Genomic DNA, 18705 nt, shown 5'->3' with positions numbered 1-18705 from the left:
GGATTTGCATTCCAGAATATTTCTCAACGTATCAAAACACCTCATATTATAACACACGTTGCTAATGTTTCACAATAATATATACATTCTCTTGTAAGCGATGCGCAATACCATCTAATATCGCCTCTAAATTATTTGCAACAAATTCTAGTTCCTCTTTCGTCTCACAAGTAAATAAGGGAGCTCCGCCTGCAAACTTTTCCGGTGTCGTTGTAATTACTGCGAGAATAACACTTTCTAACATCATCTTTTATCTCCCCTTCCTTTCGGGGCTTCCGATGACATATGAACGGCACTTTCTAGCGTTGGCACATTCCCTATGACACCTATCGCTTTCTCAGCATCTTGGTCTTGCGGCAAGACAAAGATGCCAACTCTTCCATCTTCTAAATCACGCTTTGCTAACGGTACAAGTGCTGGTGTACCTGAATCCCTATATATCCCTAGAGCAACAGAGACATCATGTAAAATAGCTTGCCGTTGTCCTAAATTTGCAATTGTAACCATCGCATCAATTGATTTCGGTTTTAAAATAAAACCCATTCCATATTTCATAATTTCTTCTTGCCTTGCCGGCAATCCAATATTCATAATATAAATATTATCAATATAAAGCCCCGCTCCTTCAAAGCGAAGCGGTACATGCTCGATATCAACAAGATCATGTAACCTTTTGCCTGACATTAATTTTTTCGCAATAAAAAATGCTATTATAGCCATAATTACTCCAGCAATCCATGAATGGAACCCTATATACGCAAACGTCGTTGCAAACGACGTTAACATCGCCAAATAGTTGCGACTTTCAAAAACTAATGCAATTCCTTCAATGTATGTATTTCCACGCGGTACGAGCTCATATCCATCTAATTGTTGAAGCGTATTTCTTTCCATATTACGCACATCACGAAATTGCGTCGCTGCTAACGTAAGAAATGTAATGGCAGAAAAATCTTTTTTCAAAATAGACGGGATTGCAATCGCTCCTAAAGCTGCGGCAATTAACCCCATCGCAATATGAATAATTTTCCCATGAAGCCTCGTTGGATATTGCCGCGTATCCGTGCGAAGCATTAACACTCTCGTTACCGTCCCTGCTATTACGCCACATAAAATGGCTGGTGTATATTCAGTCATGTATTACCCTCGCCTTTCTTTTACGTGTTTTCCGCTTAAACTGTTCCATGTATACTGATACTTTTGCAATCCAAAATAAAATTGTCATAAACAATGTAGAAACGGCGATGATATCAAAAAACGCTAAACTACCGTAATCATAAGGGAAGTTTAGTTTTCGAAAAATAAGTATCACTAACAACTCTCCTTGCAACATCCCTATATATAAAGAACATAATCGCAGGAAACGATCTCCATGCAATAAAACTGATGCATACACAAGGGCACCACTTAACAGAAACAACCTATCCACCACAATCCAAATCGGGTCATATACTTCTAACAAATGAAAACTTGTATATAACATTGCAATAATAAGCGCCGAAAGTAAGGTATATATTTTTTTCCAAATAGAATATAGCGTAATCCCTATAAAAGAAATAATACAAAGTAAAAGAGCATTTATTGATACCGCGAATGAAGCAATCGTTACATGTAACGGAGAGCAAATTATAAAAATCAATATACAAGCACTTAACTTCCATCGAATAGATTCCTTTTTCATAAAGAAAGTTACGATAACCCACCCTATCCAAGCTACAAAATAAAAAGTACTCCCATCCATCATTTCACCTCCTATGTTTTCCATTATGGGAACTTTTTATGAAAGTTAATCCCCCTTTCTTTACGCATAGTTTTTTCATATAACAGCAACACTTTTAATAAGGAGGTGCTATTCACAATGGGTAAAGATCGCCAAGAACGAAAACTAAGAGAATCACGCCGCGTTGAATCGGATCGCGACCAATCACTTCAATATCCTGGTGCAACAAGTCTTGATACACCAGAGCAAGCTCGCAAGCAAAATCAGCACTAAACATACAAAAAGACGGTTTCGATATTGTCCGAAACCGTCTTTTTTCATAATTATTTTAATGATTTTTATTTATATTGAAATAATATTTTATATACTAATCTTCCCATGACTTAATTTCACCTTCACCTATTTCCCATAGGAAATTTAAGCTCTCTCTAATAATTCAGCATCACCTCTTCTATATTTTTTCATTTTTGCAACCTCTTTTTCAATTGCAAATTCCGCCGAATAATATTTTTATATACAATTAATTTTATTAAACGTCTGTTTTTTATAGAATACTAATTCCGTTCCCTACTTTATATTACAAAAAAGAATAAAAAACAAAAAACCAACCGTTCGGTTGGTTTTTTATCTCCTACTATAATGCGTTGTATCAATACCACGCTGCATTAACCAATGATACGTTTCGCCCTTTACAACAAGAGGTACAGATTGCAACTCTTCTATCGTCTTCGCACCAAGAGCTGTCATAATAAATTTTAAATCTGTATGTAAAAGATCAATTTCATCCACTAACTTCTCGATACCATCTTGCATTAAAATACGTAAAAAGTATCCAGCAAATGCGGTTGTATTCGCCCCTAATGCGATTGCCTTCGCCACGTCAAGCGCTGTTTGTATGCCCCCAGATGCAATAAAAGAGAGGTTGTTATTTGTAGAGGTTGCTTCAATAATCGAGGTAGTTGTTTGTATGCCCCAGTTATTAAAATAAGAAAGCATTCGCTGTCTTCTTTCATTTTCAACAGCAGCAAAATTTGTACCACCTTGTCCACCAATATCAATTGCCGTTACACCTATACTCACTAACTGTTGCACTGTTTCCTTACTCATCCCAAATCCAACTTCTTTTACAATGACAGGAATTTTACTCTTTAAAACAATTTGTTCAATCCGCTGAAGTACCCCCGTAAAATCACGATCTCCTTCAGGCATCGTTAACTCTTGTATAACATTTAAATGAATTTGTAGTGCGTTTGCTTCAATCATATCAACGGCACGCTCTGCCTGTTCGACAGTTGCCTCACTACCTAAATTCGCAAAGAAAATCCCATTTGGATTTATCTTTCTAACGACCTTATAAGAAGCCGCCTCACGCTCATCTTTTAACGCTGCCATTTGCGAACCTACAGCCATAGCGAGATTATGATGTTTCGCTACATATGCTAGTTGCTCATTAATATGTAACGTTTGCTCTCCTCCACCACCAGTCATCGCATTGATAAAAATCGGCGAACTTAGTGAAAGTTCGCCGATTTTTGTTTCACATGTTATAGTATCATAACTTGAATTTGGCAAGCTTTGATGCACAAAATCAATATCATGAAAGCCATGCGTACGAGACTGACCAGTAGAAAGAGCATATTCAATATGATCTAATTTACGTTTTGCCCTTACCACTCGTACCCCTCTTTATTTCTTTAATTTTTTCAGTTGTTCACCAATAATATCACTTAATTGGAAAGTAGCAGAATCAGCATTTGGCTCATATTTGCTATAATCTTCTGTTACATTATTTTCTTCAAGTGCTTCTTTTATACTTAAAGAAATACGTTTTTCCGCTACATGTACTTCAAGTACTTTCACTTTTACTTCTTGTCCCATTTCCAATACTTCATTTGGATTTTTCACGTGACGATTTGCAATTTGAGATACGTGCACAAGCCCTTCAACGCCAGGTAAAATTTCAACGAAAGCACCGAATGTAACTAGACGTTTTACTACTCCCTCACGAATATCACCAGCTTTTATTTCACCAGCAACATTTTCCCAAGGTCCCGGCTGAGCTGCTTTAATTGATAAAGAGATACGTTGCGTATCAGCATCAACAGATAGCACCTTTACCTTTACCTTTTGACCTTGCTCTAGCACTTCAGATGGTTGCTCCACACGTTCGTGTGAAATTTGCGAAATGTGAACTAAACCGTCCACACCACCAACGTTAACGAAAGCACCAAAATCCGTTAATCGTTGTACTGTTCCTTCAACAATATCCCCTTCTTTTAACGAAGAGATTGCTTCTTTTTTCTTAGAATCTAGTTCTAATTCTACTACCGCTTTATGCGAAAGGATTACACGATTTTTTTCGCGGTCTAATTCAACAATTTTTACCGCTAATGTTTTTCCTTTATAGTCAGAAAAGTCTTCTACATAATGTACTTCTACAAGTGAAGCTGGGATAAAACCACGAACGCCTAGGTCCACAACTAATCCACCATTCACGATATCTTTTACAGTAACATCAAATACATGACCAGAAGTAAATTTCTCTTGTAATTCTACCCATGCTTTTTCTGCATCAACAGCACGTTTAGATAAAACAAGATCATCTTCTTCTAATTTAATAATTTTCAATTCTAGTGTTTGATCTAATTCTACAACATCGCTTGCTTTTTCAATATGAACGTTAGCTAATTCACTAATTGGAATTACGCCATCTGTTTTGTATCCAACATTTACAAGCACTTGTTTTTCTTCAACCTTCGTTACAGAACCTGTAACAACGTCACCAACTTGTAATTCTTTTGAATCCATAACTTCTTCATTCATTTTCTCTACCATGGAAATACCTCCCTACAGAATTGACAAAGCATTTTTATGTATATACGAAATGAAAACAAATGTTTTCATTTGCATGTTTAAGAATTTATCATCACATACTCTTTTTCAATAGCATTCATAAGAAAATATATTAATCCTATATAAATAGTATACAGCAAAATCATCTTGAAGAAAGTATGTTTTGAAATATAATAGCGAATATATTCTGACAGTTTTGTTCCTCTTTAACTAACTTCTTATAAATCGGCTCATTTGTCAAGGAAAGAGACTCACAATTCACGTATCCTTTACATTTCTATACAAACAAAAAAAGAAAGAGGATAATCCCCTTTCTTTATTTCGCAAATACTCCTGAAACAATACCCATAATTTTTTGGACAACTTCTTCAATTGATAAAGAAGTTGTATCTAATTCCAATGCATCATCAGCCTTTTTTAGAGGAGAAACTTCGCGTTCTGAATCCAATTTATCACGCTGAGCAATTTCTTCTTGTAACTGCTCTAAATTAGAATCGAAACCTTTATTTATATTTTCTAAATGTCTTCTTTCCGCTCTTTCTTCTACAGAAGCAAGCATAAAGATTTTCACTTCAGCATCTGGTAACACATGTGTACCAATATCACGGCCATCCATTACAACGCCGCCTTTTTCCGCTAATTCTTGTTGACGACGAACCATTTCTTCACGAACAAGACGATGCTTTGCCACAATAGATACTCGATTCGTCACATCAGGCGTACGAATAACTTCCGAAACATCTTGTCCATTTAAAAATACAAGTTGTGTATTTTCTCCTTGTTGAAATTCAATATTCACATTTTTTACAACTTCCATTAGCTTTTCTTCATTTTCAATATCCACTTTTTGTTCAAGGGCTGCATATGTAATAGCACGGTACATTGCGCCTGTATCAATATAAACGTAAGAAAGCTTCTTTGCCACAACTTTTGCAACTGTACTTTTCCCAGCAGCTGCTGGACCATCTATAGCAATTGAAATTCGTTTATCCATTGTAACACCTCATTTTTTCACTTATAAAACAAAACGAAAAGCAGGTATTCATCCCTGCTTCTTCTCATTTGCTTCACGTCATTAAATCCTCAATTATTGTAGCATAATCCTCCCTAGAAGAAAATGAAAACTACCTACTCACCTGTAAGATTTTTTCTTTATTTTTCGCGACGACACCTTCATAATAAACAATTTTAGATAGATATTTTATTGATGACTTATGTATAAATAACAATTGCACAACACAAAGACAAATAAATTGAATTATTAATATACGAATGATAATTTTCTCCACCTTCTTCAAGATATCCACTCCTTCCCACCATATACTTACACATTACATTTCATGATTTTATACAACGTACATAGCGCAATTAAATTTATTGTCATATTCCAAGCATGCTTTTATACATTTTCATTGTCGAATTTACTCAAAACATGTTATGTTCTAAATGTATTTTTCAACTTGAAAGGGGTATAAGCATTGAAAAGAATCCTAGTTTTACACACAGGTGGAACAATTGCAATGGAGGAAGATAAAGAAACTGGGGTCGTACAACCAGGAGAAAAAAATCCTCTTTTAAAATTTATTCCTGATTTAGAAGGCGATGTTGATTTAATCGTTGAAGATGTGTTCCATCTACCATCTCCTCATATGACACCAAGCGAGATGTTACAATTACAAGTCATCATTGATGAAAGAGTAAAACAAGACAACATTCATGGCGTAGTCATTACGCATGGTACGGATACATTAGAAGAAACCGCATATTTCCTAGATTTAACAGTCAAAGCAACTATTCCAATCGTAGTAACAGGCGCAATGCGTTCTAGTAATGAATTAGGTGCTGATGGTCTATATAACTTCTTATCAGCTGTAAAAGTAGCTAGCAGTAATGAAGCTGCAGAAAAAGGTGTTCTAGTCGTATTAAACGACGAAATTCATTGTGCTACAAATGTAACGAAAACACATACAAGTAATGTTGCAACATTCCAAAGTCCACAATATGGACCAATTGGAATGGTAACAAAACGTGGTGTTGTCTTCCATCACGCTTTAGTACATCATGAAACGTATACAGTGAATAACATCTCTAAAAACGTAGTTGTTCTAAAAGCATATGCTGGTATGGATGATACATTATTAGCAGCAATTGAAAACCTTCCAGTTGACGGAATTGTCATTGAAGCGCTTGGACAAGGTAATTTGCCTCCACGTACACTCCCTAGTTTAGAACGATTAATAAGCAAAGGAATTCCAGTCGTATTAGTTTCACGTTGCTTCAATGGTATCGTTCAAGACGTATATTCATATGAAGGTGGCGGCAAACAATTAAAAGATATGGGCGTTATATTCACATACGGCTTAAACGCTCAAAAAGCACGTATTAAATTACTAGTCGCATTAGAGAATACAAAATCACATGAAACAATCCAAAATATGTTTATGCACGAATAAAAAAAGCTGTCGAATTTTTCGACAGCTTCTTTTTATTTTTCTCTCGACGCAATGGTTTGCGCAATCGCATCTCCATGAAATCTACCGTTCTCGATAAATATTTCATTTGCATTATTCCCAGCGGCAATTACACCTGCAATGAAAATATTTTCAGTATTTGTTTCCATTCTGTCCTCTGTATAAATCGGACGCCCAGTTTCTTCATCAATTCGAACGCCCATCTCCGTTAAGAAACTATGATCAGGATGGTAACCCGTCATCGCAAATACAAAATCATTTTGGATTGTAAATGCCCCGTCATCAACGGTATACGTTAATGTATGTTCAGTAATTTCTTTCACATGAGCCCCAAAATGCATTTGAATTGTACCGTTTCGTACTAACGCCTCAAATTCCGGTAAAATCCACGGCTTAATGCTCGGCGAGTACTCACTTCCACGATACAGTACCGTTACACGCGCTCCTGCTTTAACAAGTTCCAACGCAGCGTCTATACTTGAGTTTTTTCCACCTATAACTACTACATCTCGATCAAAATAAGGATGTCCTTCTTTAAAATAGTGAGCTACTTTCTTCAGTTCCTCACCTGGAACATTCATATAATTTGGATTGTCATAATATCCAGTGGCTACAACAATATATTTCGCTATATATATTTCTTTATGTCCGTCACGTTTCGTCGTCTCAACCTTAAAAACTTCTCCATCTTTTTGAACTTTCTCTACTCGTTCGAAAGCATTTATGCGTACAGATTTACGCTTTACTACTTCGCGATAATACGCAAGTGCTTGATTTCGAACTGGCTTACGGTTTTCGGTAATAAAAGCTACTTCACCAATTTCTAATTTTTCACTAGAGGAGAAAAATGTTTGATGAGTTGGATAATTATAAATCGCATTTACAATGTTTCCTTTTTCAATTACTAACGGATTAATCCCTACCTTTTGCAACGAAATTGCTGCTGCTAATCCGCACGGACCGCCTCCAATTATGATAGCTGTTTCTTTCTGCATACTCGGTTCACTCCTAGTCTTCTACCTCTGCACTATTTATAAAAACAAGAAAAAACCTACTTACAACAGTAGGCACCTATCTTTATTGTATTCATTTTTCATACGTTTGTCATCTAAACGAAACGTACATCCGATAGACATCTGCTAAAAACTGTTGAAATTTAATACCTTGTTTCCCTAATACATTTTCAGGATCAATCTTTCTAGCTGGATCAAGTGTTTTATGTGATACGATATCTTTTTTCGGATTCAAGCCAAAGTTTTGACATAAATAAGCATGATACCATGTAAAACGCGTATACGCTTCCCAAAAGTTAACATCACCGCCATAACAAAGTTCCACACCAATGGCAGCCTTATTCGCATCATAACCATATAAGTCATTATCCGTCGACACACCATATCGAACATGATACGCAACTTCATTTATAGGAACAATTTCCAATATTGTTTTGTCATCTATAAATGTATGCGCCGAAGCTTTCGGTTGTATTTCATTAAAGTAATCCCGATTTCCTATTGCATTGCTACCAGGATTCCCTGTATCATGACTTACAATAAACCTTACTTTAGAAAGAGGAATTCCCGGTCGTGAACTTCCATATCCAATATAGTTACGCTCTATAGGAAACATCGCCATTACTACCAACTCCCGCTTTAGAAAATTACCTTACTTCCTTATATATGTATTCGGTAGCAATGTCCTTATCGCATATTTCTTACACGAAGAGAAAATCGAAAATATTTGATGTGAACACCATAAATAACAAAATACTTACAGCGACTCCATAAAAACCGTAAAACCAAACACAATCTTCTTTCGTATCTAAGCCGAAAAATTCATTTACTGATTGTAATAATGTGCCACGCTTACTTTGTTTGTTTCGTAATACTTCCACTCGTTCTACAACATCTGCTGGCATCATAAATCTTTGGTCTACTGTCATTTTCATCATTTATCTCTCCTTAAAATCATTTCCGTTTTGTTTATCTAAGGAGAGTATAGCACGTTTGTTCGTATAGAACAAGCGTTCTTTTATTTTTTTATTTTATTTTTCAACAAGCCAAGTAATAATCGTCAATATAACAGCGATAATCGGCCCTACTACAACCACACCAAATATTAAAAACAATAAGCCTTCTCCGAACATCCGAACGACACTTGTTTTTCGGGCTTTCATCGTTCTTGAGAGTTCTCCCTCTAACCTCTTAACCTTTTCTTCTAATTGTTCTACTCGTTCCATCATTTCATTTTCCATATACAACACCTCACACTAATACTCCAACAAAAAAAACGTGATTCCCTCGAAAGGAATCACGTTTTTTCACGATATAATATTATACCCAACCTCTGAAGCGACTTGCTTCAGCCATTTTACGAACACCAACCATATAAGCTGCTAAGCGCATGTTCACTTTACGAACTTGTGCTGTTTCATAAATAGAATCAAATGATCTTACCATTACTTTTTCTAAGCGTTGTTCTACTTCTTCTTCTGTCCAGTAGTAACCTTGGTTATTTTGTACCCACTCAAAGTAAGATACTGTAACTCCACCAGCACTTGCTAATACGTCTGGAACAAGTAAAATTCCGCGATCTGTTAAAATTTTAGTTGCTTCTAAAGTTGTTGGACCATTTGCAGCTTCAACAACAATTTTTGCTTTAATATTATTAGCATTTTCTTCTGTAATTTGGTTCTCAATTGCAGCTGGAACTAAAATATCGCAATCAAGTTCTAACAATTCTTTGTTTGAAATTGTATTATTAAATAGTTTTGTTACTGTACCGAAGCTATCACGACGGTCTAATAAATAATCAATATCTAATCCATTTGGATCATGTAATGCACCGTAAGCATCTGAAATTGCAATTACTTTCGCACCTGCATCATGCATAAATTTAGCTAAGAAGCTACCCGCATTACCGAACCCTTGAACAACAACACGCGCACCTTTAATATCAATGTCGCGTTTTTTTGCAGCTTCGCGAATACAAATTGTTACACCTTTCGCTGTTGCTGTTTCACGTCCGTGTGATCCACCTAATACAAGTGGCTTACCTGTAATAAATCCTGGTGAATTAAATTCATCAATACGGCTATACTCATCCATCATCCATGCCATAATTTGAGAGTTTGTAAATACGTCTGGAGCCGGAATATCTTTTGTAGGACCAACGATTTGGCTAATTGCTCGTACATAACCGCGGCTTAGTCTTTCTAATTCACGGAATGACATTTCACGTGGGTCACAGATAATTCCACCTTTACCTCCACCATACGGTAAATCAACAATACCACATTTTAAACTCATCCAGATCGAAAGTGCTTTCACTTCATTTTCTGTTACATTCGGATGGAAGCGAATTCCACCTTTCGTTGGACCAACAGCATCATTATGTTGCGCACGATATCCTGTAAATATTTTAACAGTCCCGTCATCCATACGAACTGGTATTTTCACTGTCATCATACGAATTGGTTCTTTTAATAATTCATATACTTCGTTTGGATAACCCAATTTTTCTAATGCTTCACTAATAACAATTTGTGTCGAATTCAATAGTTCAAAATGTTGTTCCCTTTGTTGTTGTGTTTTTGTTTGAGTTCCCTTTTCGGCTACCATAGTAAGTAAACCCCCTGTAATTTCACTTGTTTAGTAAACCTTCATTGCCTAGTATACACCGTTAAATTTGGAATGCAATAGAAAACGCTAACAAATATATACAACTTATTTCGTATTGCAAGCGTTTTCACTATTATTATAGTCCTTTTATTGCTTTTAGAAAAGTAAAATACTTAAATATTTAAATATTTTTTATCTCACTCGAATACAGCGTCGCGAAACGGTATATTTAATTAAGAAAACGTTTGTTTAAATATTTATAATTGACCCTAGCCTTACTCCTCTTATCCAAATAAAATACAAAACCCCAGCTATGTTATATTAGCTGAGGTTTTGCTTTTTCACAAAGTAATTGTATACTTGTTCAATTGCTTGAGAAGCCATTAATTCTTTACCATACTCCATTACACGGTAAATGGTTGCCGTAGACGGATTACCGTATTCTGCTAAAATAGCTATAAAATCCGCCTTCAATAATTGTATTTGCTCTTCTTCTTCCATCCAAAGATAGAAACGACCATCCCACGTATATAACTTTCCGCCAGTTACACCAAGGTTATATAAGCGATTCGACAGGTTAATTACGTCGTCTAGTGTAGCAAACTCATAAAGTATGTGCTCGCTCTCATCTAGAGTCACTTGCATTTCAATAAACTCGTCACGGAACTCATCATCTGTATCCACTTCTTGATTTTCCTTCGTTACTATTACAACCATGCCTTGTGCTTGTAGAGAAAATACTTCAACTGCAATCGGACCATCTGCTTCAAATCCTAATTCTTTATTTGCTTCTTGCATCATATCACGAAATAGTTGCTGTACTTTCGGTGCATTTCTCCATAAATCCTCTTTCGTTAATCCTCGTTCAGATAAATCATCAAATGTTAGGAAAATTTTTATCTTATTATAATTTAATCGTTCCAGCCTCATCTCATACCCTCCCTACGTAACCATTGAATCTAATTTTTATTATATGAAATAGAAAATAGATGGTTCTTTCCGAACAACTATTCTAACATTTTTAACCATTCATCCCATTCTTCTTTCGTATCGCCGATTAGGATTGTTTGAATGTTCAACTGATCTCGAGCGCTTATTTCCCCTATAACCCCAACAGAAAGGTTCTCATTTTTTTCTTGCAATAAATCCCCAACATTCATCGCCCTTTTCAGTTCTAGGCCATTTTCAAAAGAGACAAATAAATATTTTGGCTGTATTTGCTCAACCGCTAATAACATGCCATCTCCCTCTAAACTTGTCCTAATATGTATCGCCTCATATCCTTTTAAACGTAAATACATTGAGAAAATAAATCCTTTCAATGTATTATTTTCTAACACAATTACTTTGTGTATGGAAGAAAACGTTGAAGCATTATGATACACCATTCCTAGACGAGTTTGTAAAAATGATACGGCATATTGGAATTGCGTCATTGCAATCTCATTGTTATTTTTTAGTGTCAACAATTTGTTTGTCACTTGAAGAATAATACCGGTGATAACTTTTTCTGTTGAATAAATACTAAAAGCCTCATTTATTAATGCAGAAGTTGTAATTTCATCAAATTCTAACAAAGCTTGTAGTAAATCGTCCACTAAAACAACTTCTTTATCGTAATGTATTTCTTTTTGGGCATTACTCTGCAAACGATTCCCTTCTAATAACTGCACTGCTTGTCCAATCATCATACCGGAAGAAACCTTCTCCATTAACCATTTCAAAATTCGAATATGCTCTTCTGTATATAATCGATGCCCAGCTTGATTCCGCTTTGGGGCAATAATCTGATATCGCCTTTCCCATGCACGAAGCGTACTCGGTTGAACTCCAATAATATTCGAAACAGCTTTTATATTATATTTTCCATTTAGAGTTGGCATCATTTCCCTCCACATAACGTAATAATATGTGTTTGAGCAGGTGCTCGAAAACGAAGTGGAATCAATGTTGTTCCGTATCCATTACTAACAAAGAGAGTCGTATTTGAATGATTATATACGCCACCTTTTAAATATTTTTCAGATGGGAATAATCGAATCTGTCCTCCATGTGTATGTCCACTTAACACAAGTGAAATTTGTTCTTTTCCAGACATTTTTTTTATTATATCAGGGTTGTGACTAATTAAAATACGAAATCCCTCTTCTTTACAATCAGCCAATGCTAAGTCTAAACGATCACGTTCCAATCCAACATCATCTACACCGAGTAAGCAAATTTTCTCTCCTAACTCAGATTCAAATACAACTCTTGTATTATCTAAAACTTTCACATTATTTTCTAATAGCAACGCATCTAATTCATGGTATTCAATCTCATAGTCATTATTTCCCCATACAAAATATACAGGAGCTATCGCTCTTAACTTTTGAATGTTTGCAGAGATTTTTGATAAAGGTACGCCCTTTTCCGCTAAATCACCACCAATAATAACGAGATCTACTTTTCCCTTTATTCGCTCAATTAACGAATCTGAAACGACTCTTCTATGAATATCAGAAATAAAAAACATATTCATCTGTTGAAAACTTTGCGGAAATTCTTTAAATTCTAAAGTATGTTCCAATACCGTATTACGCATCGCTTCTTTATACATTACAAGAAGAAATATTATACCTATACATATGAGAGTACTTAATATTGTAATCCATATCATATTTTTACTCCCCTACTCATAAAGATAATCCTCAGTTTTTATAACAAGCTACGAATTGCTTAATTTACTAGCTCTCTTGTTTTACGGACTTATCTTTTATCGGAATTTTTAATTCTTGACCTGCACTCACTTCATCTTCTTCTAAGTTATTATACTTTTTAATAACTTCAATCCCACTTTCATCTGAAAAATATTGCTTCGCTATACTTTCTAAAGTTTCTCCCTTTTTCACAGTATGCGTTACCACCTTCTCAGATTGTTTCTGAGTTTCAGATTTGGCTGAATCAAAAAAAATTACTTCAAACGCACTTTTACCAGCATTACTACTATCACTTTTCACCTGAATATATTTATCCGTATACCATAAAATACTAATTGGTAGTAATATGAATAGACACGTTAATACTCGGACAAAAATGTGATTCATTTTAAACTTTTGCTTTTTCTCTTTATTTCTATGAAGTTCACTTCGCGGCGGTAAACTTTCATCTTCTTCCACTTGCTCAACTTCTAATTCCTCTTCAAAATCAGGAATTCGTTTCCTCATGTTGTTCACCACCACCTTCCATTTATTTTCTTAGTTGGAGTCCCATTATAAAATCAACAAGAAAGTGTGCAAAGATTGTTATAAATAAATTCCCTGTCCATTCAAATACATAACCAAAGACAAAACTAATAAAACAGACGAAACAAAACAAAAATGGCTTTGTTATATACCGAATATGTAACACTGCAAATACTAAACTTGCTATTATAATTCCGAAGTGAGTCTGCATTACACCTCTAAATAAAAATTCTTCTGCAAAGCCAATAACGAACGTAATAACGAGTAAATGCATAACTGACATTCCTTGAAACATCTTATCGTTAATACCACCATCATCAAACCAAGACTCTGGAAATACTCGCATTGCAACATAATCTAATAACACAATACCAATCGCTAATAAACTACCTACTATAAGTATTCGTACAGGTTCCCACTTCCAAAGACTAAAAACTTCTTTTGTATCTCGAAATAATATATATGCTAGCAAACAACCAATACCAATAATAATTAGCTGTGTTATATACAGATTCAGCCTTATTTCTTTCGGACTCATATCTTCAACATTATGCCTTTGAATGTTCATCATTCCTCCATCTTTTCTAGGCCGAAAAGCTTTTGTAACTCTGTTTCCCAATTATAGTCGAAATCGGATTGTTGCGCTCGTCTTTTTTTATACTCCGTTTTTGTAATACCACAATAATCGCAGCAATTTTTCAACTCTGTCTCTTTTCTATAACCGAACTGTTGAAGTACATATTCACGCCTACATCCTTTAACTTGTATCCATGACTTCATGTTTTCTAGCTCACTATATTTATTACGCAATCTTATTTCTACTTCAGCTATTAATCTGTTCATGATTTCATCTGACAAGCTCTTTAATATTAGTTTTCGCCGTTGTATGATCCCAAGCCGTTCGAGATGATAGCGGATGAAACGCCAATATTGTTCATTAAATCTTGCTGCATTATAACAAATTTCTTCTACATCTTCTATTGGTAATTCTTTCGTTTGAAACATTCTTTCTTGTAGTAAAGAAAATAAAAATTGTATTTGCGACTTACTTGGCAATTCATCTTCAATAATTGAAATTGGCAAATCGTGATCCAACGGACTACATAATAAAAAGGCTATACTCGGTTCGCCATCTCTTCCAGCTCTTCCGATTTCTTGTAAGTAGGAAGCTATATTAGTCGGATAATGGAAATGAATAATATATCTCGTATTCGACTTATTTACTCCCATACCAAAAGCACTTGTGCATATTACAATTTGCAATTGGTCATTCATAAATTGCTGCTGAATTAACATACGCTCTTCATGTTCCATACCACCATGATAAAAAGCCACACCAGTACAGCCTTTTCCTCTTAAATATTCCGTTAAACGTTCTGTCCATGCTCTACTTGAACAATATACAATCCCTGGCCCCTGTAAATACATCACATGTTCCAAAAGTGCTTCTTTCTTCTCTTCTATCGTCTCTACAAATTGCACTTCCATTGCAATATTTGGACGATCAATAGAGTATGCATGCTGCGAGACATTCTTTAAACTTAAACTCTCTGCTATATCTTGCAGTACATCCTTTGTCGCTGTCGCTGTTAATGCTAGTACCGTAGGAGATCCAATGTTCTCGATTACTACGTTTAATTTTTTATAATCCGGTCTAAAATCATACCCCCACTGCGAAATACAATGGGCCTCATCCACAACAAACATTGAAATATGAATTTTCTTCAATTCTCTTATTAATAAATCCGATTGCAACATTTCTGGAGACACAAAAATAAATTTATAAAAAGCCAATTTTTTCATCGCTTCTCTTTTTTCACTTAATGTCCGAAAACTATTAAATGCAATCACTCGATTTTTCACAACATACTTTAATTGTGTAACTTGATCTTCCATTAAAGATAATAGTGGTGATACAACAAGCACTGTTCCTTCTTGCATTAGCCCTGGGAGTTGATAGCACATAGATTTCCCTCTTCCAGTCGGAAGCATCGCTATAACATCTTTTCCTTCTAATAAGTCTGTAATAACTTCTTTTTGTCCTTGACGAAATTCAGAATATCCAAACCACTTATATAAATATTCCTCAAGTTTCATTTATACCCTCCATCCGTGCCAATACAAGACGGACTTCAAAATAAGATATCTCTTCCCCAACCGCTTGTTTCAAGACACGTAACTTACGTGTTTGTAATGTCTCAATTACTTCTTTTACTTTATCTATTTTGTCTTTCTCCATAAACATCTCAATTGAAAATTCTTTTTCTCGTAAAGCGATTTCTACAAAATGATCTTCTATCGTTGCAACCTTCAAATTCCGAATTGTTGCTATTTCTTCCAGAAAGCGTCCTTGTCTCCAAAGATTATATGTTTTTTTCGTAGATATGCTAAATAAATCAGCCTTCTCATTTGGATAAGATATAATTTCAGCTAATAACGGAAACTCACTTTCTTTATTACGAACTTCTTGAATAATGAAATGAATTGTACCCCAAAATAAAAAATACACTCGAAATACATCTTGTTTCGTAATTTCCGCTAATTGTTGCAACGTACAACCGATGCGTTTATAGCCCGTTAAGCGATATGTTACGATTGTCGCCTCTAATGGTTTATTTTTTTGTAAAAGAGTATATATCTCCTTCCACAACCTTTTAGCCAATTCACTTCTCATATATGGTATTCCAGTGAGAAAACGTTTCACCCACATCATTATTTCTGTATCTTGCTGAATTGGAATAAATTTCGTATTCACCTGTTGTAAATTCGAAATGGTTTGAACGATTAATGATAATCTCTTCCAAAACGTTTCACCTATTTCACCATAGTGTAAACCATGTAAACACGTCGGAAAAGCAAAGTCATCTTTCCATTTGTTTAATTGCATGTTACCAGCAGTCGTTACTACGTATGTATTTTCATGTATAGATTGAACTAAATCCGTTTGTACCAACTTTGCAACTTCTTGATCATAATCAGCTCTATTCAATGATTTATAAATCCCAAACAAAAAAGAAATTTGAAACATATTCCCATCTTGTAATGTTTGCGATGACCTCTTTCCTTTTAATAAATAATAAATAGAAGAAACGGTCCTTTCGCCATTCAATTGTTTTAAACAATACAATAAAGTATATTGTAGTTGCATTACCGCTTCCCCTTTCCAATTTAACTTAATTCTTTTTCAATATGATTACAACGTCTACTGTTACTCATTAACCTTATCATATCGGTACCATATGCTTGTACATACTCTATTGTACCAAACGAAATAACATTTACGTATTTTGAAAATCTTATGACATAATTCAAAAATAAGTTGACACTCTAATTGATAAGCATTATCATTATAATTTTATGTTGAAAAGTTTTACAAACCGTTTTACAATAAGGTTATAATTTTTATGGCGAGCTTTTCACATACATATTATCAGGAGGGAAAAAAGATGGCAAAATATACAATCGTTGATAAAGATACTTGTATCGCATGTGGTGCTTGCGGCGCTGCTGCACCAGACATTTATGACTATGATGATGAAGGTATTGCATTTGTAACATTAGATGATAACCAAGGTATCGTTGAAATTCCAGATGTATTAATTGAAGATATGATGGACGCATTCGAAGGTTGTCCAACTGACTCAATTAAAGTTGCTGACGAATCATTTGACGGCGACGCTTTAAAATTCGAATAGTCTTTTATTAACTTCAAAAAATGCCCCTCATATTGATGAGGGGCATTTTTTGTTCCCTATTTTCATTCTACTTAACAAAAAACCATTAGTAGTTTCACACTACTAATGGTTTTATTTTATATGTTATGCATTTTTCATTTTTGCAAACACCCATACTTTCAGGCGTGAGAATAATGCTACAAATACAATTGTTACTACAATTCCTTTAATTAAATTAAACGGTAAGATCGCTGTTACAACAGTCGTTCTTATAGCCTCACTAGACATAGCAGGTGCATTTAAAAACCAAGTGTAAGCTGGGAATATGATGATATAGTTTAATACACTCATAATTAGCGCCATTGTAATTGTCCCTAACATTAGTCCTGTCGTTAAGCTCTTTACAGTACGATACTTTCTAAATAAGAAAGCTGCTGGTCCAATAAATAAACATCCTGCAATAAAGTTTGCAATTTCTCCAACTGGCACTCCTATTAAACTTCCTTGAATCCCGTAATGTAAAATATTCTTTATTCCCTCTACAATTATCCCCGCAATTGGTCCAAAAATAATTGCAGCAATTAGAGCTGGCACATCACTAAAATCAATTTTTAAAAATGGCGGAAGCCCTGGGAACGGGAAATCCAACATCATTAGTAAATATGCAATACTACTTAGCATTGCTACACTCACCATCTTTACTACACTGTTTTTTTGTTTCATCGTTCTCTCTCCTTTTCCATCGATCATCTCATGGAAAGTGGAAAGGTTCTGCTATGCCTATTTTTTCATAGAATGAAAAAACCCTTTGTGTTTTACACAAAGGGAGAATTTAAGGCACATCAAACAGACGTTCAAATTCCTATCTTTTTTGAACGCTTGAACCTCCATCTTCTCCCATCCAGACTATACTGTCGGCTTTGGAATCACACCAAATCCTGCCTTAACGGCTCGCGGGCTTAGAACGAAATCATAAATAGTTCATCACCGCCGGTCGGGATTTTCACCCTGCCCCGAAGATAGACCGATATTCTATTTTCCCCTTCATTATACAACAACCTAATAACATTGTGAACTAAAAAATTGTAACTTATTTAAAATTAGTTGTTTATTTTTTATAACCTATTAATAATTGCAAAATAT

At 35.0% G+C, this 18705-nt stretch carries 23 protein-coding genes and 1 riboswitch; of the genes, 3 read left to right on the top strand and 20 right to left on the bottom strand.

Annotated features, from left to right (window positions below; all coding sequences use genetic code 11):
- Window positions 1-61: 61 nt before the first annotated feature.
- The 3 genes from ACS2MN_RS11545 to ACS2MN_RS11535 are packed head-to-tail and all read right to left on the bottom strand — an operon-like array spanning window position 62 to window position 1741.
- Window positions 62-247 (bottom strand): capping complex subunit for YIEGIA, encoded by a 186-nt coding sequence (locus ACS2MN_RS11545; protein WP_000979055.1) that lies wholly within the window; start codon window positions 245-247, stop codon window positions 62-64.
- Entirely contained in the window at window positions 244-1137 is an 894-nt protein-coding gene (locus ACS2MN_RS11540; protein ID WP_000141591.1) for a YIEGIA family protein, read from the bottom strand. The genes ACS2MN_RS11545 and ACS2MN_RS11540 overlap by 4 nt, the downstream gene beginning before the upstream one ends.
- A complete protein-coding gene (locus ACS2MN_RS11535; protein ID WP_088055417.1) occupies window positions 1130-1741 on the bottom strand; it encodes a YphA family membrane protein in 612 nt (203 codons plus the stop codon). The genes ACS2MN_RS11540 and ACS2MN_RS11535 overlap by 8 nt, the downstream gene beginning before the upstream one ends.
- A 117-nt stretch (window positions 1742-1858) precedes the next feature.
- Between ACS2MN_RS11535 and ACS2MN_RS11530 the strand changes: the two genes are divergently transcribed.
- On the top strand, window positions 1859-1993 hold the full coding sequence (locus tag ACS2MN_RS11530) for a YpzI family protein (protein WP_000513901.1): 135 nt from the start codon (window positions 1859-1861) through the stop codon (window positions 1991-1993).
- A 351-nt stretch (window positions 1994-2344) separates the two neighbouring features.
- Here ACS2MN_RS11530 and ACS2MN_RS11525 read toward each other — a convergent pair whose 3' ends face one another.
- The 4 genes from ACS2MN_RS11525 to ACS2MN_RS11510 form a co-directional block, all read right to left on the bottom strand.
- Complete coding sequence (locus tag ACS2MN_RS11525) at window positions 2345-3394, bottom strand: type 2 isopentenyl-diphosphate Delta-isomerase (protein WP_000251049.1); 1050 nt, start codon at window positions 3392-3394, stop codon at window positions 2345-2347.
- Between the two features lie 12 nt (window positions 3395-3406).
- Entirely contained in the window at window positions 3407-4555 is a 1149-nt protein-coding gene (gene rpsA, locus ACS2MN_RS11520) for a 30S ribosomal protein S1 (protein ID WP_000229553.1), read from the bottom strand.
- Window positions 4556-4889: 334 nt separating this feature from the next.
- Window positions 4890-5567 carry a (d)CMP kinase gene (cmk, locus tag ACS2MN_RS11515; RefSeq protein ID WP_000361259.1) on the bottom strand — a complete coding sequence of 226 codons (678 nt, stop codon included), beginning with the start codon at window positions 5565-5567 and terminating at the stop codon, window positions 4890-4892.
- Window positions 5568-5697: 130 nt separating this feature from the next.
- Entirely contained in the window at window positions 5698-5871 is a 174-nt protein-coding gene (locus ACS2MN_RS11510; protein ID WP_000754952.1) for a DUF5359 family protein, read from the bottom strand.
- Window positions 5872-6051: 180 nt separating this feature from the next.
- Here ACS2MN_RS11510 and ansA point away from each other — a divergent pair, with 180 nt between their 5' ends.
- Window positions 6052-7026, top strand: a complete 975-nt coding sequence (gene ansA, locus ACS2MN_RS11505) for an asparaginase (protein ID WP_000822002.1) — start codon at window positions 6052-6054, stop codon at window positions 7024-7026.
- A 32-nt stretch (window positions 7027-7058) separates the two neighbouring features.
- Here ansA and ACS2MN_RS11500 read toward each other — a convergent pair whose 3' ends face one another.
- The 12 genes from ACS2MN_RS11500 to ACS2MN_RS11445 all read right to left on the bottom strand — a co-directional run bounded on the left by ACS2MN_RS11500 (window position 7059) and on the right by ACS2MN_RS11445 (window position 17036).
- Entirely contained in the window at window positions 7059-8039 is a 981-nt protein-coding gene (locus tag ACS2MN_RS11500) for a YpdA family putative bacillithiol disulfide reductase (RefSeq protein ID WP_001168501.1), read from the bottom strand.
- Between the two features lie 109 nt (window positions 8040-8148).
- Complete coding sequence (locus ACS2MN_RS11495) at window positions 8149-8679, bottom strand: peptidoglycan recognition protein family protein (RefSeq protein WP_001240651.1); 531 nt, start codon at window positions 8677-8679, stop codon at window positions 8149-8151.
- A gap of 79 nt (window positions 8680-8758) precedes the next feature.
- Window positions 8759-8995: a DUF3961 domain-containing protein gene (locus tag ACS2MN_RS11490; RefSeq protein ID WP_015000291.1), complete on the bottom strand. Its 237-nt coding sequence runs from the start codon at window positions 8993-8995 to the stop codon at window positions 8759-8761.
- Between the two features lie 93 nt (window positions 8996-9088).
- The gene (locus ACS2MN_RS11485; protein WP_088055418.1) at window positions 9089-9298 is read right to left on the bottom strand and encodes a hypothetical protein; all 210 of its coding nucleotides are present in this window, start codon (window positions 9296-9298) and stop codon (window positions 9089-9091) included.
- A 79-nt stretch (window positions 9299-9377) separates the two neighbouring features.
- Window positions 9378-10664, bottom strand: a complete 1287-nt coding sequence (gene gudB, locus ACS2MN_RS11480; RefSeq protein WP_000225171.1) for an NAD-specific glutamate dehydrogenase — start codon at window positions 10662-10664, stop codon at window positions 9378-9380.
- A 321-nt stretch (window positions 10665-10985) separates the two neighbouring features.
- On the bottom strand, window positions 10986-11594 hold the full coding sequence (locus tag ACS2MN_RS11475) for a genetic competence negative regulator (RefSeq protein WP_001235404.1): 609 nt from the start codon (window positions 11592-11594) through the stop codon (window positions 10986-10988).
- A 77-nt stretch (window positions 11595-11671) separates the two neighbouring features.
- Entirely contained in the window at window positions 11672-12547 is an 876-nt protein-coding gene (locus ACS2MN_RS11470; protein WP_001142656.1) for a MerR family transcriptional regulator, read from the bottom strand.
- The gene (locus tag ACS2MN_RS11465; RefSeq protein WP_000637912.1) at window positions 12547-13323 is read right to left on the bottom strand and encodes a metallophosphoesterase; all 777 of its coding nucleotides are present in this window, start codon (window positions 13321-13323) and stop codon (window positions 12547-12549) included. The genes ACS2MN_RS11470 and ACS2MN_RS11465 overlap by 1 nt, the downstream gene beginning before the upstream one ends.
- Before the next feature lie 67 nt (window positions 13324-13390).
- Window positions 13391-13870 carry a LysM peptidoglycan-binding domain-containing protein gene (locus tag ACS2MN_RS11460; RefSeq protein ID WP_001231536.1) on the bottom strand — a complete coding sequence of 160 codons (480 nt, stop codon included), beginning with the start codon at window positions 13868-13870 and terminating at the stop codon, window positions 13391-13393.
- Between the two features lie 22 nt (window positions 13871-13892).
- Window positions 13893-14456: a CPBP family intramembrane glutamic endopeptidase gene (locus tag ACS2MN_RS11455; RefSeq protein WP_001025774.1), complete on the bottom strand. Its 564-nt coding sequence runs from the start codon at window positions 14454-14456 to the stop codon at window positions 13893-13895.
- A complete protein-coding gene (locus tag ACS2MN_RS11450; RefSeq protein ID WP_346994117.1) occupies window positions 14456-15985 on the bottom strand; it encodes a RecQ family ATP-dependent DNA helicase in 1530 nt (509 codons plus the stop codon). The genes ACS2MN_RS11455 and ACS2MN_RS11450 overlap by 1 nt, the downstream gene beginning before the upstream one ends.
- The gene (locus ACS2MN_RS11445; RefSeq protein WP_088055419.1) at window positions 15975-17036 is read right to left on the bottom strand and encodes a helix-turn-helix domain-containing protein; all 1062 of its coding nucleotides are present in this window, start codon (window positions 17034-17036) and stop codon (window positions 15975-15977) included. Before ACS2MN_RS11445 ends, ACS2MN_RS11450 begins: the two co-directional genes overlap by 11 nt.
- Window positions 17037-17334: 298 nt before the next feature.
- Here ACS2MN_RS11445 and ACS2MN_RS11440 point away from each other — a divergent pair, with 298 nt between their 5' ends.
- Window positions 17335-17583 (top strand): ferredoxin, encoded by a 249-nt coding sequence (locus ACS2MN_RS11440; RefSeq protein ID WP_001151993.1) that lies wholly within the window; start codon window positions 17335-17337, stop codon window positions 17581-17583.
- Window positions 17584-17706: 123 nt separating this feature from the next.
- On the opposite strand, the gene ACS2MN_RS11435 is transcribed toward ACS2MN_RS11440, so the two are convergent.
- Window positions 17707-18285: an ECF transporter S component gene (locus ACS2MN_RS11435; protein ID WP_000810842.1), complete on the bottom strand. Its 579-nt coding sequence runs from the start codon at window positions 18283-18285 to the stop codon at window positions 17707-17709.
- 162 nt (window positions 18286-18447) lie between these two features.
- Window positions 18448-18587: riboswitch (FMN riboswitch) on the bottom strand.
- Window positions 18588-18705: the final 118 nt, after the last annotated feature.

Source organism: Bacillus cereus group sp. BceL062, assembly GCF_051780025.1.
In the GTDB taxonomy this organism is placed as follows: domain Bacteria; phylum Bacillota; class Bacilli; order Bacillales; family Bacillaceae_G; genus Bacillus_A; species Bacillus_A toyonensis.
Note: the sequence above shows the minus strand (reverse complement) of the source record. Positions and strands in the feature narration are given on the sequence as shown.

Bases quoted from the DNA above. Each gene is read 5' to 3' on its own strand.
- ACS2MN_RS11545 (WP_000979055.1), bottom strand. From the start codon at position 247: ATGATGTTAGAAAGTGTTATTCTCGCAGTAATTACAACGACACCGGAA.
- ACS2MN_RS11540 (WP_000141591.1), bottom strand. From the start codon at position 1,137: ATGACTGAATATACACCAGCCATTTTATGTGGCGTAATAGCAGGGACG.
- ACS2MN_RS11535 (WP_088055417.1), bottom strand. From the start codon at position 1,741: ATGGATGGGAGTACTTTTTATTTTGTAGCTTGGATAGGGTGGGTTATC.
- ACS2MN_RS11530 (WP_000513901.1), top strand. From the start codon at position 1,859: ATGGGTAAAGATCGCCAAGAACGAAAACTAAGAGAATCACGCCGCGTT.
- rpsA (WP_000229553.1), bottom strand. From the start codon at position 4,555: ATGGTAGAGAAAATGAATGAAGAAGTTATGGATTCAAAAGAATTACAA.
- cmk (WP_000361259.1), bottom strand. From the start codon at position 5,567: ATGGATAAACGAATTTCAATTGCTATAGATGGTCCAGCAGCTGCTGGG.
- ACS2MN_RS11500 (WP_001168501.1), bottom strand. From the start codon at position 8,039: ATGCAGAAAGAAACAGCTATCATAATTGGAGGCGGTCCGTGCGGATTA.
- ACS2MN_RS11495 (WP_001240651.1), bottom strand. From the start codon at position 8,679: ATGGCGATGTTTCCTATAGAGCGTAACTATATTGGATATGGAAGTTCA.
- ACS2MN_RS11490 (WP_015000291.1), bottom strand. From the start codon at position 8,995: ATGATGAAAATGACAGTAGACCAAAGATTTATGATGCCAGCAGATGTT.
- ACS2MN_RS11485 (WP_088055418.1), bottom strand. From the start codon at position 9,298: ATGGAAAATGAAATGATGGAACGAGTAGAACAATTAGAAGAAAAGGTT.
- gudB (WP_000225171.1), bottom strand. From the start codon at position 10,664: ATGGTAGCCGAAAAGGGAACTCAAACAAAAACACAACAACAAAGGGAA.
- ACS2MN_RS11475 (WP_001235404.1), bottom strand. From the start codon at position 11,594: ATGAGGCTGGAACGATTAAATTATAATAAGATAAAAATTTTCCTAACA.
- ACS2MN_RS11470 (WP_001142656.1), bottom strand. From the start codon at position 12,547: ATGCCAACTCTAAATGGAAAATATAATATAAAAGCTGTTTCGAATATT.
- ACS2MN_RS11465 (WP_000637912.1), bottom strand. From the start codon at position 13,323: ATGATATGGATTACAATATTAAGTACTCTCATATGTATAGGTATAATA.
- ACS2MN_RS11460 (WP_001231536.1), bottom strand. From the start codon at position 13,870: ATGAGGAAACGAATTCCTGATTTTGAAGAGGAATTAGAAGTTGAGCAA.
- ACS2MN_RS11455 (WP_001025774.1), bottom strand. From the start codon at position 14,456: ATGAACATTCAAAGGCATAATGTTGAAGATATGAGTCCGAAAGAAATA.
- ACS2MN_RS11450 (WP_346994117.1), bottom strand. From the start codon at position 15,985: ATGAAACTTGAGGAATATTTATATAAGTGGTTTGGATATTCTGAATTT.
- ACS2MN_RS11445 (WP_088055419.1), bottom strand. From the start codon at position 17,036: ATGCAACTACAATATACTTTATTGTATTGTTTAAAACAATTGAATGGC.
- ACS2MN_RS11440 (WP_001151993.1), top strand. From the start codon at position 17,335: ATGGCAAAATATACAATCGTTGATAAAGATACTTGTATCGCATGTGGT.
- ACS2MN_RS11435 (WP_000810842.1), bottom strand. From the start codon at position 18,285: ATGAAACAAAAAAACAGTGTAGTAAAGATGGTGAGTGTAGCAATGCTA.